The sequence below is a fragment of the Sulfuritalea hydrogenivorans sk43H genome, from assembly GCF_000828635.1.
GTDB classification, from domain to species: Bacteria; Pseudomonadota; Gammaproteobacteria; order Burkholderiales; family Rhodocyclaceae; genus Sulfuritalea; species Sulfuritalea hydrogenivorans.
Genome location: NZ_AP012547.1, coordinates 2,889,508 through 2,904,957 on the forward strand (window position 1 = coordinate 2,889,508; position 15,450 = coordinate 2,904,957).

13 protein-coding genes and 1 pseudogene are annotated in these 15,450 nt (G+C 61.0%); 1 reads left to right on the top strand and 13 read right to left on the bottom strand.

From position 1 onward, the window contains the following. Positions 1-3: 3 nt before the first annotated feature. Entirely contained in the window at positions 4-1,539 is a 1,536-nt protein-coding gene (locus SUTH_RS18610) for a hypothetical protein (protein WP_052473649.1), read from the top strand. On the opposite strand, the gene SUTH_RS13880 is transcribed toward SUTH_RS18610, so the two are convergent. From SUTH_RS13880 to SUTH_RS13935, 13 genes and pseudogenes are all read right to left on the bottom strand, one after another. Further along, positions 1,497-2,414 carry an ABC transporter ATP-binding protein gene (locus SUTH_RS13880; protein ID WP_041100064.1) on the bottom strand — a complete coding sequence of 306 codons (918 nt, stop codon included), beginning with the start codon at positions 2,412-2,414 and terminating at the stop codon, positions 1,497-1,499. The genes SUTH_RS18610 and SUTH_RS13880 overlap by 43 nt on opposite strands. Then, on the bottom strand, positions 2,411-3,283 hold the full coding sequence (locus SUTH_RS13885; protein ID WP_148312943.1) for a hypothetical protein: 873 nt from the start codon (positions 3,281-3,283) through the stop codon (positions 2,411-2,413). The genes SUTH_RS13880 and SUTH_RS13885 overlap by 4 nt, the downstream gene beginning before the upstream one ends. An 11-nt stretch (positions 3,284-3,294) precedes the next feature. Further along, a complete protein-coding gene (locus tag SUTH_RS13890; RefSeq protein ID WP_041100069.1) occupies positions 3,295-4,095 on the bottom strand; it encodes an ABC transporter permease in 801 nt (266 codons plus the stop codon). A gap of 59 nt (positions 4,096-4,154) precedes the next feature. Next, positions 4,155-4,622 carry a hypothetical protein gene (locus SUTH_RS19455; RefSeq protein ID WP_148312944.1) on the bottom strand — a complete coding sequence of 156 codons (468 nt, stop codon included), beginning with the start codon at positions 4,620-4,622 and terminating at the stop codon, positions 4,155-4,157. Positions 4,623-4,703: 81 nt separating this feature from the next. Beyond that, positions 4,704-4,818, bottom strand: a pseudogene (locus SUTH_RS20110) (prepilin-type N-terminal cleavage/methylation domain-containing protein); the annotation flags it as partial. Positions 4,819-4,999: 181 nt separating this feature from the next. Then, positions 5,000-5,626: a DUF4143 domain-containing protein gene (locus tag SUTH_RS13900; RefSeq protein ID WP_171817375.1), complete on the bottom strand. Its 627-nt coding sequence runs from the start codon at positions 5,624-5,626 to the stop codon at positions 5,000-5,002. Between the two features lie 64 nt (positions 5,627-5,690). Then, positions 5,691-7,313, bottom strand: coding sequence for an HD family phosphohydrolase (locus SUTH_RS13905; protein ID WP_041102362.1), 1,623 nt, complete (start codon positions 7,311-7,313; stop codon positions 5,691-5,693). Positions 7,314-7,322: 9 nt separating this feature from the next. Then, positions 7,323-9,701, bottom strand: coding sequence for a GspE/PulE family protein (locus SUTH_RS13910; protein WP_041100073.1), 2,379 nt, complete (start codon positions 9,699-9,701; stop codon positions 7,323-7,325). Continuing rightward, positions 9,698-10,762, bottom strand: a complete 1,065-nt coding sequence (locus SUTH_RS13915; protein ID WP_041100075.1) for a cyclic nucleotide-binding domain-containing protein — start codon at positions 10,760-10,762, stop codon at positions 9,698-9,700. The genes SUTH_RS13910 and SUTH_RS13915 overlap by 4 nt, the downstream gene beginning before the upstream one ends. Before the next feature lie 2 nt (positions 10,763-10,764). After that, positions 10,765-11,532, bottom strand: coding sequence for a 3',5'-cyclic-nucleotide phosphodiesterase (locus SUTH_RS13920; protein WP_041100076.1), 768 nt, complete (start codon positions 11,530-11,532; stop codon positions 10,765-10,767). 5 nt (positions 11,533-11,537) lie between these two features. Next, positions 11,538-13,763 carry a CHASE2 domain-containing protein gene (locus tag SUTH_RS13925; protein ID WP_041100077.1) on the bottom strand — a complete coding sequence of 742 codons (2,226 nt, stop codon included), beginning with the start codon at positions 13,761-13,763 and terminating at the stop codon, positions 11,538-11,540. 31 nt (positions 13,764-13,794) lie between these two features. Then, positions 13,795-14,589, bottom strand: coding sequence for an FHA domain-containing protein (locus SUTH_RS13930; protein ID WP_041100078.1), 795 nt, complete (start codon positions 14,587-14,589; stop codon positions 13,795-13,797). A gap of 33 nt (positions 14,590-14,622) precedes the next feature. After that, the gene (locus SUTH_RS13935; protein WP_171817376.1) at positions 14,623-15,444 is read right to left on the bottom strand and encodes a Stp1/IreP family PP2C-type Ser/Thr phosphatase; all 822 of its coding nucleotides are present in this window, start codon (positions 15,442-15,444) and stop codon (positions 14,623-14,625) included. Positions 15,445-15,450: the final 6 nt, after the last annotated feature.

Here is a 15,450-nt window from a genome sequence, read left to right on the forward strand (position 1 = left end):
GCAATGCAGCGGCTTCTGGCGATCGACGAGGCCAACTCGGCCCGCGCGCCGGATGGACTCACCGCCGCGACCCTGCTCTACCTTGCGCTGCCCCACCTGATTTTCCTCGCCGGCTGGTTGCGCCCCGCCGCCGCAATTCCCATGTTGGCGCTGACGCTACTCGCAGTGGCCCAGTTCCTGCGCCGCGACGACATGCGCTGGAGCATGCCGCAATCGGCAGGTACGAGCGTGATGATCATCGTGCTCGGCTTCGCATGGGCCAGCCTGGGCGGCGCCGGCCATTTCTTCCATGCCAATCCCGACTGGGTAATGCGCGACAAGGTGCTCGGCGACCTGACCTTCTCCGACTGGCCGCCGGCCTACAACGTAATCGATGGGCAACCGCACATACTCCGCTCGGCAATCGGCTTCTTCCTTCCGGCCGCCATCGTCGGCAAACTGGCCGGCATCGGCAGCGTCGATCTCGCCCTGTATCTTTACACGGCGCTCGGATGCAGTTTGTTCCTGCTGCTGCTGCCGCTGCCGACCCGACCCAGTCGCCTGCTTCTCGGCCTGTTGCTGGTGGCGGTATTTTTCAGCGGCATGGATTATCTCGGAGCCGTGATGAGTTCCGGTTCCGCGCCCATTTTCCCACTGCGACTCGAATGGTGGGTACCGTTCTGCTATCCATCGTTCACCGGCCAGATGTATTGGGCGCCCAACCACGCCATTCCAATCTGGCTGGTGGCAACACTGTTCTACAGGCACTGGGGCCATCGCGCGTGGCCGGCACTGTTCCTCATCCTGCTGCCGTTGACAGTCATCTGGACTCCCTTCGTGGTGATTGGCATCCTGCCCTTTCTGGCACTGGCCACGCTGCGCTGGTTCGCGCAGGGGTTGTGTTTCGCCGACAGCCGCATCACGTTGTGGCAGATCGTCGCGGCGGTACTCACGACCTGGCTCACCGTGCGCCTGATGACGCTCGACATCGCCGCCATTCCAAGCGCTCCGACCACTGCGGTGGCGCCAAAGCCGGACAACCTGATCCTCGATTACCTGCTGTTCATCCTCATGGAGTTCGCCATTCTCGCGTTGCTGCTGGCGCGGAACCTGAGACATTCCTACGGATTGTTCTGGCTTGCCTGCGCGATCCTGACCCTGCTGCCTTTATACAATTACGGCCCGAGCAACGACATGCTGCTGCGGCTATCGACCCCATGCCTGGTCTTTCTGCTGCTGCTCACGCTCGATCAAATTCAGCACTGGGTATCGCGACGCAGTTTTCCGCGCTCCGCCTGGGCGATCGGCATTGTGCTTCTGATCGGCGCCAACACCCCGTTCAACGAAATGTGGCGCGCCTTGTTCTTCAAGCGAGTGGCGCCCAACTATGGGCGCAGCCTGGTGGAGGAAAACCGGAATGTCGAGCCGCCCCATTATGTCGGACGGCTGGACCGGCCCGATCTGCTCGCCGTACTGCGAACGCCGACTCTGGTGCCGAAGGCTGCGGAGCGTAATCCTCAGGCCTTGGGTGGCGCTGCGCCCTCACCCAAACCCGAATAGCGCAGGAAGGCGCTCTCCAGCGTCAGCGTCGGCTTGACTTCGATCAGCGTGTGACCGGCCTTGTCGATCTCCTGCAGGGTCGACCACAAGGCCGAGCGGCGCACCTCGACGAACCAGCGCCCACCGCTCTCCGCCGTCATGCCGGCGACCTGACCCTCGCCAACCGAGCGCACGGTGACCAGTTCCTGATCGCCGACCAATTCATTGGGTGACTGAATTGTCTTGAGTTCGCCCTTGTGGATCATGCCGAAACGATCGGCCAGACGCTCGACGTCGTGCAGCACATGCGAGGTCAGGAAAATGGTGCCGCCCTGCCGGTGATATTCGGAGAGAATCTCGACCACGTCGCGACGCCCGATCGGATCGAGGCCGGACAGCGGCTCATCCAGAATCAATAACCGCGGCTCGACCACCATCGCATGGGCCAGCGCCGTGCGTTGCGCCATGCCTTTGGAAAAGCCGCGCACCAACTTGTTGGCCGCCTCGCCCAGGCTGAACCGTTCCAGCCAGCGCATGCAATGGGCATCCGGCGCGGCGGGCTTGCGGCCATGCAGGGCGAGGCCCATGGACAGGATTTCCATCGGCGTCAGATAGTCGGGCAGGCTGGGGTTTTCCGGCACGTAGCCCAGCCCGCGGCGCGCCTCGGGGCGAGTCACGTCGACGCCGAACAAGGTCGCCGAGCCATCCGTGGGCAACATCACGCCGGTGAGAATCTTGATCGCGGTACTCTTCCCGGCGCCGTTCGGTCCGATGAAGCCGAACACTTCGCCCTGTTCGACGGTCAGCGAAATTCCCTTGAGCGCCTCGAAGGGAGGTGCCGCCCAGTTGCGCGGATAAGTCTTGCGCAGATCGCGAAGTTCAATGGCATTGGTCATGATCGGGGAGATGAAGTACGCAACACGATTTCGCCCTGCGGGTCGAAGCCGAAGCCGAAGCCGAACGGGTCTTGCGGCAGGGCCGGGAGAATGCCGGAATCAACCAGTTCCTGCAAGTTGGACAAAGGCCGGCCGAAGCGCTCGCGGTAAGTCACCGCCGCCGTCCGCAATTGATGCAACTGGCGCAAACGCACCACGCGTGTTTCCAGATAGACACGAAAATCCCTGCGCCTGGCCTCCTTGGCCAGGGCCTCGACCACGCGGATCGCCAGCTCGGTATCCTGCGCCGTGTCCATCCAGCGTGCCGCCATGTTCTGCATGGTCAGGCGCTGGTCGGGATCGGGCAGCTTTTCCGCTGCTTCGCGCATCCAGGCAGCGGCCCCCACCGGATCGCGTTTGTAATACCACTGATTGAAGCCGTAGAAGAACGTCGGCTGGTAATCGAAGAAGCGCATCCGGCTGGCCCGGGCCAGAATTCTTTGCGCCGCATCCAGTTCACCGTACTGGGCCAGAACCGCGAAGGCAATGTAGTAGTTGTCCTCGTGACCCGGATTCAGCCATGACACGTCTTCCTGCACCTTGGCCAGGATTTTGAATTCGTCGGGCTGCATTTTGTCGGTGGCCACCACCAGTGCACGAATCGAGGCCAGATTGGCGGCCAGGTGGCGGTCGCCCATGGCCATGAACACCTGCACGAACAGGGGTAATGCAACCTGCATTTCGACGGATACGGATTGCCGCGGCACGGACTTGAGGCGTTGGGAGGTTGCAACAAAAACCGTCGCCGCCAGCAGTATCGCCAAGCAGGGCCTCCAGTTCCGCGTGAGCTTCATCGCCGTATCGCCACTAGTGCCAGCCTTTGCCGTCATGGTAACGCCGACTATTCAAAGTCCCGGCGGGTGAAGGTCATCACCGCCAGGGTCAACAACAGCGCCGCATAGCACGCCGCGAGCACCAACCCCAGAGCGACGGCCTGGCCATCCGGCGTCAGACCGTACATCGGCCAGTTGCGCCAGTCCAGCCGCGACAGGTCGGGCAGCACCCATTGGATGGCATCGATGATCGGCGCAAAGCGCATCAGATCCTTGTCGCCTTCGGCTCCCTTGGCCAGATAGTCGGCTACCGCACCCAGGCTCTTACCGGCAATGGCGAAAGCAAGGCCCAGCGCCAATGGCAGCATCGGTACCGTGGAAAAAGTGGCCACCCACAATGCAAAAGCCGTCACTACGGCGGCATCGACCCATAACCCGGCCACGGTGGACCAGTAGGGGAAGCCGGGGGCGATCGCAAAGCCCTGCGCATAACTCTTGCTCAAGCTCAGCACCACGGCCCAGAGCAGCATGCCGAGCAACGCTGCGGCCAGGGCAATCAGGCCGAGTACGCCCAGATAGCGCCCGACAATATAGTGGCCGCGTGCCACCGGATAGGTCAGCGCAAACAGGACGGTGCGGCGCTCGATTTCGCGCGCGACCAGTTCCTGCACCCAGAACAGGGAAAAAAGGATCAGCGTGATGCGCAGGCCGGACAAGCCGACATCAAGGGCGACGGTCTGCGGCTGACGGGGAGAAAACGAGGCGGCAAGATAGGCCACACCGACCAGCAAGGCGCCGAGGATCAGGATCGCCTGGATGCTCCTGCTGCGAAGACCGGCACGCCCGGCTGAAAGCATGAACTGCCACATTGCACCACCTTAACAAAAAGAGCGCACCCTTGGGTGCGCTCTTTTGTGCAGCAAAAAACTTAGTTCGATCCGGCTGCAGTTACCGCATTGCCCAATGCGGTCGAAACGTTTGCACCGGTGCAGGCATCATTGGTGCCGGAGCACTTTGCCGCCGCCGTTACCGCGCCGCCATTGCTCGTACCAGCGACCGACTGATTGCCTTTCCTCGATCCCCCGCCCACGGCGAACAGATTTCCGGAAACCTCGTTATAGCTGACGACCGTGTTGGCAGAACACTGAACGTCAAAACCGGTCTTGGCGAAAACCGGGGTCAACAACACAGTACCAGAGCCACCATTGACGGTGTTCTTGAACGCCGTGCCGCCATCACACACGCAATATTCGCCAGCCGTCGATGCGGTCGTCGCATTCCCGGTGCCGGCCGCTGCCGCTTGGGCACCCGCAGCAGCAGTAGCTGTACAAGCAGCCGCAAACGCGCCTGCCGAAAACACGCTGGAAACAATACCAACCACAAGTAGCTTTTTCATTTGGGTATCCTTTGTATTAGTTGGCGTTGGCGATCGCGGAGGTCAGCACATTCTTCGCATCCGACTGAGCAGCCTTGTTCTCGGCCTTCTTGGTGTACTCGGTGAACTGCGGAATGGCGATGGCGGCCAGAATGCCGATGATCGCAACGACAATCATCAACTCGATCAGGGTGAAGCCTTTTTGCAACTTGCTCATATGAATTCTCCTGGAGAAAGCGCGACGGGCGTCGCTGTGGAATAGGGACGCACAAGTCGTGCCAACAGAAAAGCCCATCAGTTCATGCTTTCGGGGAAGCGAGAATGAAGGTTGTGACAAAAAACGTCACCCTCCTGCCTACTCGCGTCACGTTGTCAATCTTTGGGGATTCCCAAAATCCTCACTCATACACCCAGTCCGCCTCCTTCCAAACCATGACACGCACGCCATGCCAGGCCATGCCCCCTTCGCCGCCAAAAACAAGCGCCAGGTTGTGGCTGTCCTCACCAGCGAATTCGCCAAAGCGGTAGAGGCCGCGAAAGAAATCGCTGTTGAGGGTTGCCCCCGATTTGATGTCCATGGGGATGAAACGCAGACCATCCTCGATCAGCAGATCGACTTCATTGCCGGTGCTGTCGCGCCAGAAATGCAAAGCCTCGGTGCATCCGACGTTCATCGCCGCCTTCCAGTACTCGGCAACGATCATGTTCTCGAACAGATGGCCGCGCAGGGGGGCATCGAGCTGTTCCGGCGCGGCGATTCCGAGCAGATGTGCGGCAATGTCGGTATCGAGGAAATACAGCCTGGGCGTCTTGATCAATCGCTTGCCGAAGTTGCGGTGATGGGGGCGCAGCAGGAAGACCAGATAGCCGGCTACGAGAATGGCGATCCAGTGCTTCACGGTAATCAGCGCCACGCCGCAGTCGTTGGCGAGGCTTGCCAGATTGAGGAGTTGCCCGCATCGCGCGGCCGCCTTGATACGGTTTATGGTCCTTGGCCAATGTGCATTTATTTTGCAGAATTGCAAAATAAATGCCTACCGTTGAAAGACAGGTGCCGCAGTCAGGATCGGCTGCCTGATGCCTGGATAATTACGCCGTCAGCACAGCCTCATCCACCGCATCGATCTGCTGCGGATCGAGGAACTGCTGCGCGTATTTGAGATAGACCTTGCCCTTGACGAAGACGTCGAACAGGTCGGGGTCGATGTGGCCGTTCCGCTTGAAATTGGCCATGATGCCCATCGCCTGCGAGAGCTTCATGCCCGGCTTGTAGGGGCGGTCGCGGGCGGTGAGCGCCTCGAAGATGTCGGCAACGCCCATCATGCGCGCCTGCCATGACATCTGCTCGCGGGTGAGGCCCTTCGGGTAGCCCTTGCCGTCCATGCGCTCGTGATGGCCGCCGGCGTATTCGGGCACATTGGTCAGGTGCTTCGGCCAGGGCAGTTGTTCCAGCATCTTGATGGTGGCGACGATGTGGTAATTGATGACGTCGCGCTCCTTCAGCGTCAGCGTGCCGGCACGGATGGTCAGGTTGTCGAGCTCGTCGGCGGTGAGGAACTCGGTCTCGACCGCATCGACATTGCGCCACTTGCGGTGGCTGCCGATGTCGCGCACGCGCTGCAGGTCGGCATCCTTCATGGCTTCGCCGCCGACATTGGTCTTGCGCAGGAATTCCCTGTCTTCATCCAGCACGCGGACTTCGTCGTGATAGTCCTGCCAGATTGCCGCATCCGCGGCGCCGTCCGCTTCCTTGCGCAGTTCCAGCTGCCGGCGCAGCGCGTGAATCTCGGCGTCGCGCTTGAGTACCTCGAAGCGCGTGTCGATCAGATGGATGCGATCAAACAGGGTTTGCAGCTTGGTCGCCTTGTCCACGATATGCACCGGCGTGGTGACCTTGCCACAATCGTGCAGCAGGCCGGCAATCTTCAGCTCGTAGCGATCGCGGTCGTCCATCCTGAAGGCCGCCAGCGGTCCTTCGTTGGCTTCGTCGGCGGCCTCGGCCAGCATCATGGTCAAGGCCGGCACGCGCTGGCAATGGCCGCCGGTGTAGGGCGACTTTTCGTCAATCGCCAGGTTGATCAGGTTGATCAGGGACTCGAACAGTTCTTCAAGCTGGGTGATCAGCAGGCGATTGGTCAGCGCAATGGCGGCTTGCGAAGCCAGCGATTCGGCCAGGCTCTGATCGGCCGATGAAAACGGGGTGACCTGGTGCGTCTGTGGATTCTGGGCGTTGATCAGTTGCAGCACGCCGATGATCTCGCCCTCGTGGTTCTTCATCGGCACCGTGAGGAAGGACTGCGAACGATAGCCGGTGCGCTCGTCGAAGCTGCGCGTGCCGGAAAAGTCGAAGCCCGCTTCGGTATAGGCGTCGGCGATGTTGACCGTCTTGTCGTGAATGGCGGCATAGGCGGCCACCATCGAGTCATTGTGCTCGCCCTTGTCGTTGGTCAGCGGCAGGTTCGGAAAGTTGATCGCGTTGCCGGTGGTGCCGCCCATGGCAATGTGCAGCGAGTCGGTGCGCAGAATCTCGAAGCGCAGCGCCTGGCGGTCCTCCGTCATGCGATACAGCGTGCCGCCGTCGGCGTGGGTAATGGTCTTGGCCGCAATGAGGATGGTTTCCAGCAGCCGATTGATGTCGCGCTCCTTGGAAAGCGCGGCGCCAATGGCATTCAGTTGTTCGAGACGGCGAAACAGGTCGCTGGAGCTGTCCATGGCCATCTCTTACTTAATGCAGACCGCTCGCACCTGCTTCAGATCGGTCACCCCCTGCAGGGCTTTTTCGAGACCATCCATCTTCAGGGTCAGCATGCCGTCTTCCAATGCCTGGGCAAACAACTGCACGACGCGGGCATGCTCCTGGATCAGCTTCTTCAGGGGCTCGGTGCCGATCATCAGCTCATGCAGGCCGACCCGGCCCTTGTAGCCGCTGCCGCCACACGTGTCGCAACCCTTGGCGCGGGTGAACACCAGATGCCCATCCTTGCCGTAATCCTTGATCAGCCGCGCCTCGGTTGCCGCGTAGGCCGCCTTCATGTCCTTCTTGAAGGTCTCGGTGGTTTCCAGCTCGGTGCAATACTCCTTCATGAACAACCGGACTTCATCGGCGTCGGGCGTGTAGCTTTCCTTGCATTTGCACAGCCGCTTGGCCAGGCGCTGGGCCAGAATTCCGAGCAGGGCATCGGAGAAGTTGAAGGGGTCCATGCCCATGTCGAGCAGGCGGATGATCGATTCCGGCGCGCTGTTGGTGTGCAGCGTGGCGAACACCAGGTGGCCGGTCAGCGACGCCTCGATGCCGATGCCCGTGGTTTCGGCGTCGCGCATTTCACCCACCATGATGATGTCCGGGTCGGCGCGCAGGAAGGCCTTCATCACCATCGGGAAGTCCATCACCTTCTTGTTCACCTGAACCTGGCGCAAACCTTTTTGGGTAATTTCAACCGGATCTTCGGCGGTCCAGATTTTGGTATCCACGGTGTTGAGATAACCCAGCACCGAGTGCAGCGTGGTGGTCTTGCCGGAACCGGTCGGACCGCAGACAAAGAACAGTCCGTAAGGCTTGGAGATGGTCGCCTTGAGCTTGACCAGGTTGGTCGGCAGCACGCCCAGCTTGTCGAGCGGGATCGGCTCGCCGCCGGCGAGGATGCGCATGACGACGTCTTCGACACCGCCGGTGGAGGGGATCGTCGCCACCCGCAGTTCGATGTCGAGCGGGCCGTATTTCTTGAACTTGATCTTGCCGTCCTGCGGCTTGCGGCGCTCGGCGATGTCGAGGTCGCACATGATCTTGAGCCGGGCCACCATCGCGTTGCGGTAGCTGGCTGGCACTTCGATGTACTTCTGCAGCGAGCCATCGCGGCGGAAGCGGATCAGCACCTTGTCCTTGCCCAGTCCCGGCTCGATGTGGATGTCCGAAGCGCCCATCTGATAGGCATCGACAATGATCTTGTTGACCAGCTTGACCAGCTCGTTGTCGGCTGCCGCGGAAATGTCGTCGCCACTGCCGCCCTCGCCCTCCATGTCACCTTCATCAAGGGTCGACAGCAGGTCGCCGACCGAGCTGTCATCGGTGTAGCCGGGAACGCCGACGGCACCGAACAGCAGATCCAGCGTCTGCACGAACTCGTGGTTGGTGGTCACCCGATAGACGACTTTCGCCCGCGGGAAGACGTTGTTGACGATGCGCGAACCCTTGACCTGCTCGGGGTCGAGGCAGACCACCATGACGCCTTCGGAGCTCTCCTCCACGGGGGCCCACTTGCCCTGTTCCAGGAAGTCCCGCTTGAGGTTCTTCAGCAGGTCGACCGGCTTGACGCGATCGCCCTTGAAGGACTCGTAAGGCACATTGAAGAACTTGCCCAAGGCCTCGCCCAGGGCCTGATGCTTGACCTGGAACTCGTTGACCAGGACTTCCTCGATGTCGAGATTCTTGCGCCGCGCGGTGCGCGTGGCCAGCTCCAGTTCCTGCGGCGAAATCACCGCATCGGATACCAGGAAGTCGTACTTGGTCTTGACCGCCGCCGCCGGCTTGCTGCGCTGGGTGAAGGCGATTGCCAGCGTCTCGCACAGCCCCTTGACGCCTTCCTGGGCGATCGCCGTGAATGGGGTGCCCGCCTTGTTGTTGATAATCTGGACAACACCCAGCAATTCGGTGCTCTGTGCATCGACAATCGGCGCCACCAGCATCTGCTTGGTGCGATAGCCGGTACGCTTGTCCACTTCCTGGAGGAAGCGCATCGTCGGGTTGATCGCCTTGAGCTCGGCGTCGTCATACACATCGCGGATATTGACGGTCTTCTTGGCCAGCGCGACATGGCCGGCAATGCTCTGGTCGGCGATGGGCAGGCGCAGATCCTTGAAGGAAGTCAGGCCCGTCTTGATCTTGGAAACAATCGACGCCTTGTCCTCGCCCACGGAATAGATGGTCAGGCGATCGGCATTGAACAGATTGCAGATCTCGCCGGACAGCTCCAGCATGATCTCGTCGATGTTGGAAGTGGCGTGAACCTTGTTGGTGACTACCTGAAGGTTCTTGAAAAAGGCCAGGCGGACATCCACATCGGATGCGGAGGCCTCGGCGGTTGCAGCAGGTACGGCGTTCATTCGACTGACTCCATGGCACCAGCGCGCGCCCTCATGCCGCCATCAAGCAGGACCGCATGAAACCCGCGCTGGGAAAGCAGAAATGCAGCAGCGGAACTGCGACGTCCCGTCTGGCAATAAACAATGTATTCCTTTGCCGGATCGAGTGCCGCCGAGGCCTGACGAATGTCATTGAGCGGAATGTTGATGGCACCGGGATAACCGTCGCTCTGATACTCGGCGGGAAAGCGCACATCAATCCAGATTGCGCCGGCCGCCACCCGCCGCTCGCCCTCGGCACCGGTAACCTTCTGCAGCAGAGGGGCGCGCAGCAACTCGTCGAAATCCTGCTTCGACAGGCGCAACAACATGCCATCGGTATTCATCGTCACGGTGGCGTTGCGCACCGTATCGGCTACCAAGGCATCTTCACCGAAGGCATCGCCTTCCTTGAGTTCCGCCAGTTGCACGGGAGAGCCGGCCACCAGCCGGGACACCTTGCAGCGCCCGCTTTCGATCAGGTAATAGTAATCGCCGGGGTCGCCCTGCTTGATGATGGTCTGCCCGCGCGTCGCGGGAATGCGCTGAAACTTCGCAAGCAGCGCCTGGATGTTGGCCGGAGGCAGCGAGGCAAAGCTGCCCACGGTAAGGTTATCCACGGCGAACATGCCGGACATCATGCGCCAGTCCGTTTGATCGGCTTCCTTGACGCTCTCGCTGGGCGTGGCGAGCTGGTTCCAGGTCATCACGATGTCCAGGGTATCTTCGTCCAGGCTGAGCAGTTCGACATCGGTGACGGCCTTGCTCGCCGCCGGGACCTTTCCGTCGCGCGCTACCGGTGTATCGGTAAGTTCATGGCCGCCGACCAGGACGCGCGAAGTGCCGTCCGGCATATTGACCCACAGTTGCCCGTGCATCAGGTATGCCACCTGCCCGCTCCAGTCGATGGCCCGGAACGGATCGGTTCCCCGCGCAAAACTTTGCGTGCGGCAGCGCGGCAGCAGTTCGCGCAAACCCTCGCTGCCCAGCGACATCAGGGGTTGCAGGCGGCCCAGAAGCTCAACGCTCACCGTATCGGCCATGGTCAGATCTCGAACAGCTGGTTGTTCTGCAGCATTCCGGGGCGGAATTCGCCAATGCAGTCTTCAATCTCCTGCATGGTCAACTCGATCTGTCCGGGCTTCAGATGGGTGATGAACACCTCGGCATCCCGCTGCAGGTTGGTCAGTTCTTCCAGCAACATGCTCGGACACAAATGCAGGGACGCAACGGCCAGTTTCTTTTCCCGGTCGGAGAAAGCGCACTCGATGATCAGGTAGCGCAGGTTGCGAATGTTGTTGACCTCGGCCCACAATTCGGGACAAGGCCCGGTATCGCCGGTAAACACCAGGCTGGCATGCCCGGAATCGAGCTGATAGCCGACCGCGGGTACCGTGTGGTTCGCCGGCAGCGGAACCACTTTGCGGCCATCGAGATCGATCGCCTCGCCCACGCGGATCGGGGAAAACCGCAGAAAGGGCTTCTCCGCGCTGGGGATTACGCTGAAGTCCGGCCAGATGGCCCAATTGAAGACATGGGCACGGATGATTTCGAGCGTCGCCTCGGTGGCATGGACGATCACCGGACGATTGCGCATGTCACCCACCGTATCGACGATGAACGGCAGGCAGGCCAGATGATCCAGATGCGAATGCGTGATGAAGACGTGGTCGATCTGCGCCAGCTCGGCAATCGCCAGGTCGCCGACACCCGTCCCGGCATCGATCAGGATGTCGTTGTCGACGAGTAGCGACGTGGTGCGCAGATGCCGCCCACCGATGCCGCCACTACAGCCGAGGATTCGTACCTTCATTGTTGTTATTTTGTCTCAAAAATGGTTACGCCATCCCAGTTTTCTCCGGGCGGCTCCTTGCGCAGGTGCTCAACGCGCTTGACGTACAGATCGTAAAGATAGCGCGGCTTGATCCGCTGCAGATTCATCAGCGTCAGCTCTGCCTGATCCCAGTCCTGGGCGCGGTAAGCCCGCAGGGCCTGATTCCAGAGCTTGATCTCGTCCATGTCCTCGCGCGCAACCTTGCCTTCCTCCCCGACCGGCTCATAAATGCCGACCGGATCTTCCTTGCCCTTGACGCGCACCCGGTCCAGTTCGCGGAAGACAAAGTCCTTCTTCAGCACTTCGCGAGTGGTTTCGCCAACGATGAATCCCACCCCGTACTGCTTGGTGATGCCCTCAAGACGCGAACCGAGGTTGACCGCGTCGCCCATCACCGTGTAAGACTGGCGTACCGGCGAACCCATGTCGCCGACAGTCATCGGACCGGTGTTCACGCCAACGCCGATCTTGAGTTCGGGCCAACCGCGCGCGACCAGATCCTTGTTGAGCTCATGCAGTGCCACATGCATTTCCAGGCCGGTCAGCACGGCATTCCTGGCATGCTCGGGATCATCCACCGGCGCGCCCCAGAAGGCCATGATGGCATCGCCGATGTACTTGTCGAGCGTGCCGCGATGCTTGCGCACCACCAGGGTCATGGCGCCGAGATACTGGTTCATCAGGGTCGCCAGTTCGTTCGGTTCCAGGCCTTCGGAAATCGTGGTGAATCCGCGTATGTCGGAAAACAGCACGGTAAGTTCGGCCTTGCGCCCCGCCATGCTGTAGTTTTCCGGATCCCGGCTCATCTCCTCCACCAGTTCCGGCGGCACGTACTGGCCGAACAGGCCGGTCAACTGGCGCTTGGTCCGCGACTCGACGAAGTAGCCCCACGACATGTTCATCGCATACAGCAGCGTGATTGCAATCATGCCGTTGGCCAGCGGCAGGACGACATTGGAAACATGCCAGAAGCTGAAGTTCACGCTCAGCAGCAACAGCAGGACAATGACGCCGACCACGGTGGCGCGGAACGGCGACAGCATCGGCAGGAGAAAAACCATCACGGCCCCGGCAATCAGCACCAGCAGCACGTCCGCGCCGAGAATGTAGGGCGGCTTGTGCTTGATCGCACCGTCAAGCATCCCCGCGATCAGGTTGGCGTGGATTTCGACCCCGGGATAGGCGGCTCCCACCGGAGTGGCCCGCAAGTCCATGAGTCCGGGAGCAGTGGTGCCCACCACGACTACGCGTCCGGCAAGTTTTTCCTGGGGAATGCGGTCATTGAGAACATCGGTAATCGAGATATACGGAAAACTTCCCTGGTAGCCGCGATAGGGAATCAGCGTCGCCGCATTTTCGTCTACCGGAATGCGCATCACGCCACCGCCAGCCGCTTTCAGATCCAGCCATTCCATCGCCGCATACGAGCCAGGCGAGTCTTCCGGGTAGCCGGGAGTGATCGGCGGATTGCCGAGCAGATTGCGCACCATCGCCAGCGAGAGGGATTCGTAGTACTGTCCTTTGTACTCGGCCAGCAGGGGCACCCGCCGCGATGTGCCATCCATGTCGACCAGCGGATTGAAGTGCCCCGCGCCCGCAGCCGCCTTCTGGAATTCGGGGAGGTTGGCGCCATGGCTGACCCACTGCGTGAATCCTATGCGACGACCGCTGAAGGTGCCGGCCGGAAACACCGGCTCCGGAGCGGCACCGGAACTGACGCCGCCTTCCTTGCTGGAAAAGTAGTAGCCGAGGACAACCGGCCGATTCTTCAGCGCAGCCACGAAGCGTGCATCGTGGTCGAGCTGCGGGCGCAATTCCTTCAGCGTCGACTGGAATCCCGGCACATCCTTCAGTTCCTTCCGCGCCAGGGACTCCAGCGATTTGAGTCCGGAACTCTCGTCGGGCTCGGCGAAGACCACGTCAAAGCCGACCAGCTTGACTCCGTACTGGTCAAACAGCTTGTTCATCAGGGTCGCCAGCTTGTCGCGGCCCCATGGCCAGCGTCCCTGCTCGGCAAGCGATTTCTCGTCGATGTCGAGGATCACCACGCGCTGATCAACGCTCTGCGGCATGGTCAGGCGAACCTTCACGTCATAGATCAGCGCGTCCATGTGATTGACGAACGGAATCTGGTAGACGTGCGCCGAGTGGCCGAGCAAAACCAGAAGAATCGCCAGACCGAGTATGTAGCGGAGTAGATACTGCTTCAAGAGATCTCCAGGGATTGCCTTGTCACTGGCATCAGCTCTTCAGGAAGAATTCCATCTTTACACCGGCGAGCTCGATCACATCATGGTCGGCAAGCTGATGCGCCTGGGCGTCCAGCGCCGTGCCGTTCACCACCGGAAAACTGGCGCCCTCAACATGCGTGATGAAATAGCCATGCGGGCGACGCGCGATGACAGCCACCTGGACACCGGGCTTGCCCAGCGTGGTCAGGGTCTTGGTCAATTCCATTTCCTTGCCGGCATTGCCGCCGGAGAGAATCTGGATCGCCCCCAGCGGCAGCGCCGGAGCCGCCGCGGGTTTTGCCGCGGGCGGCTGCGGAGCCATGCCCGGAGAGGTCGACGTGTGAGTGGCCGGGGGCGCGCTTGCGGCGGCAGGAGGAGTCGGCGCGGGCGCGACGGCGGCAACCGGAGCAGCAGGCGTTGCGGGGGAGGCTGCCGCCGACTCGGTTGCCGGCTTGTGTGCCGCTCCTGGACGCAGGATCATGGTCTTCTCGAAATCCGCGTTTGCAGTCTGTTGCGGAACTTCGCTGACAAACTTCAGGCGATACTTGCCGAGTTCTATGGTGTCGCCGTTCTGCAGAAAGTGCTTCTTGACCGACTGGCCATTGACGAAAGTACCGTTGGTGCTCCCCAAATCCTCAAGAAAGGAATCATTGAGGATGGTGATCACCACTGCATGCTCCCCGGAAATCGCCAGATTGTCGATCTGGATGTCGTTATGCGGCTTGCGGCCGATCGTAGTGCGCTCCTTGGTCAAGGGAATTTCCTTGAGCATTGTGGTTTCCATGCTGAGTATGAGCTTAGCCATTGTTTTCGTCCTTCGAGGTCACTGAGCGCTGCATTACTTGAACCAGGCCATGAGTCGGGCCCACCAGCCGCGCGCGGCCGGATATTCGCCCTTCACCTTGACCAGGATTACCGAAACATTGTCGCGGCCGCCGTTGTCGTTGGCCATCTGGATCAACTGCATTGCGCACAACTCCAGATTGGCCGAAAGAGCCCCCAGAGTCATCGCGATTTCCTCGTCCTCGACCATGTCGTTGAGGCCGTCGGAACAAAACAGGTAGACATCGCCGGGCAATACCTCGTGATCATGTATCTCCGCCTCGACCTCGGGATCGATGCCGACGGCGCGGGTAACCAGGTTCTTGTTCTGCGAATGGCGCGCCTGCTCGGGAGTAATCAGGCCGCTGTCGATCTGCTCCTGGAGCAGCGAATGATCGCGTGTGACCTGCTGGAAATCCTCGCCGCGCAAACGGTACAAACGGGAATCGCCAATGTGGGCGACAGTCACCTTGTTGTCATGGAACACGCCGACCACCAGCGTCGTGCCCATTCCGGCATATTGCGGCTGGCTTTGTGCCGCCTGGTAGATGGCGCCATTGACACGGGCCATCTCGGCCCTGAGGGTAACGCGTGCCCAGGACTGGCCGGAAGCGTCTTCGCTGCTCGGCTCGCGCGCGACAAAGGCCTTTTCCAGCTCGGTGCCAAGCAGGGCAGTGGCCATGCCGCTGGCCACCTCGCCCGCGTTGTAGCCGCCCATGCCATCGGCCAGCACGGCAAATCCGCGCTGCGGATTTGCCATCACGGCGTCTTCATTGTTCGAGCGCACCATGCCCGGATCACTGCGGGTGACAATCTGGAGAACAGCATTCATGTCCATGGCTCG

Bases quoted from the DNA above. Each gene is read 5' to 3' on its own strand.
- SUTH_RS18610 (WP_052473649.1), top strand. From the start codon at position 4: ATGCAGCGGCTTCTGGCGATCGACGAGGCCAACTCGGCCCGCGCGCCG.
- SUTH_RS13880 (WP_041100064.1), bottom strand. From the start codon at position 2,414: ATGACCAATGCCATTGAACTTCGCGATCTGCGCAAGACTTATCCGCGC.
- SUTH_RS13885 (WP_148312943.1), bottom strand. From the start codon at position 3,283: ATGACGGCAAAGGCTGGCACTAGTGGCGATACGGCGATGAAGCTCACG.
- SUTH_RS13890 (WP_041100069.1), bottom strand. From the start codon at position 4,095: ATGTGGCAGTTCATGCTTTCAGCCGGGCGTGCCGGTCTTCGCAGCAGG.
- SUTH_RS19455 (WP_148312944.1), bottom strand. From the start codon at position 4,622: ATGAAAAAGCTACTTGTGGTTGGTATTGTTTCCAGCGTGTTTTCGGCA.
- SUTH_RS13905 (WP_041102362.1), bottom strand. From the start codon at position 7,313: ATGGACAGCTCCAGCGACCTGTTTCGCCGTCTCGAACAACTGAATGCC.
- SUTH_RS13910 (WP_041100073.1), bottom strand. From the start codon at position 9,701: ATGAACGCCGTACCTGCTGCAACCGCCGAGGCCTCCGCATCCGATGTG.
- SUTH_RS13915 (WP_041100075.1), bottom strand. From the start codon at position 10,762: ATGGCCGATACGGTGAGCGTTGAGCTTCTGGGCCGCCTGCAACCCCTG.
- SUTH_RS13920 (WP_041100076.1), bottom strand. From the start codon at position 11,532: ATGAAGGTACGAATCCTCGGCTGTAGTGGCGGCATCGGTGGGCGGCAT.
- SUTH_RS13930 (WP_041100078.1), bottom strand. From the start codon at position 14,589: ATGGCTAAGCTCATACTCAGCATGGAAACCACAATGCTCAAGGAAATT.
- SUTH_RS13935 (WP_171817376.1), bottom strand. From the start codon at position 15,444: ATGGACATGAATGCTGTTCTCCAGATTGTCACCCGCAGTGATCCGGGC.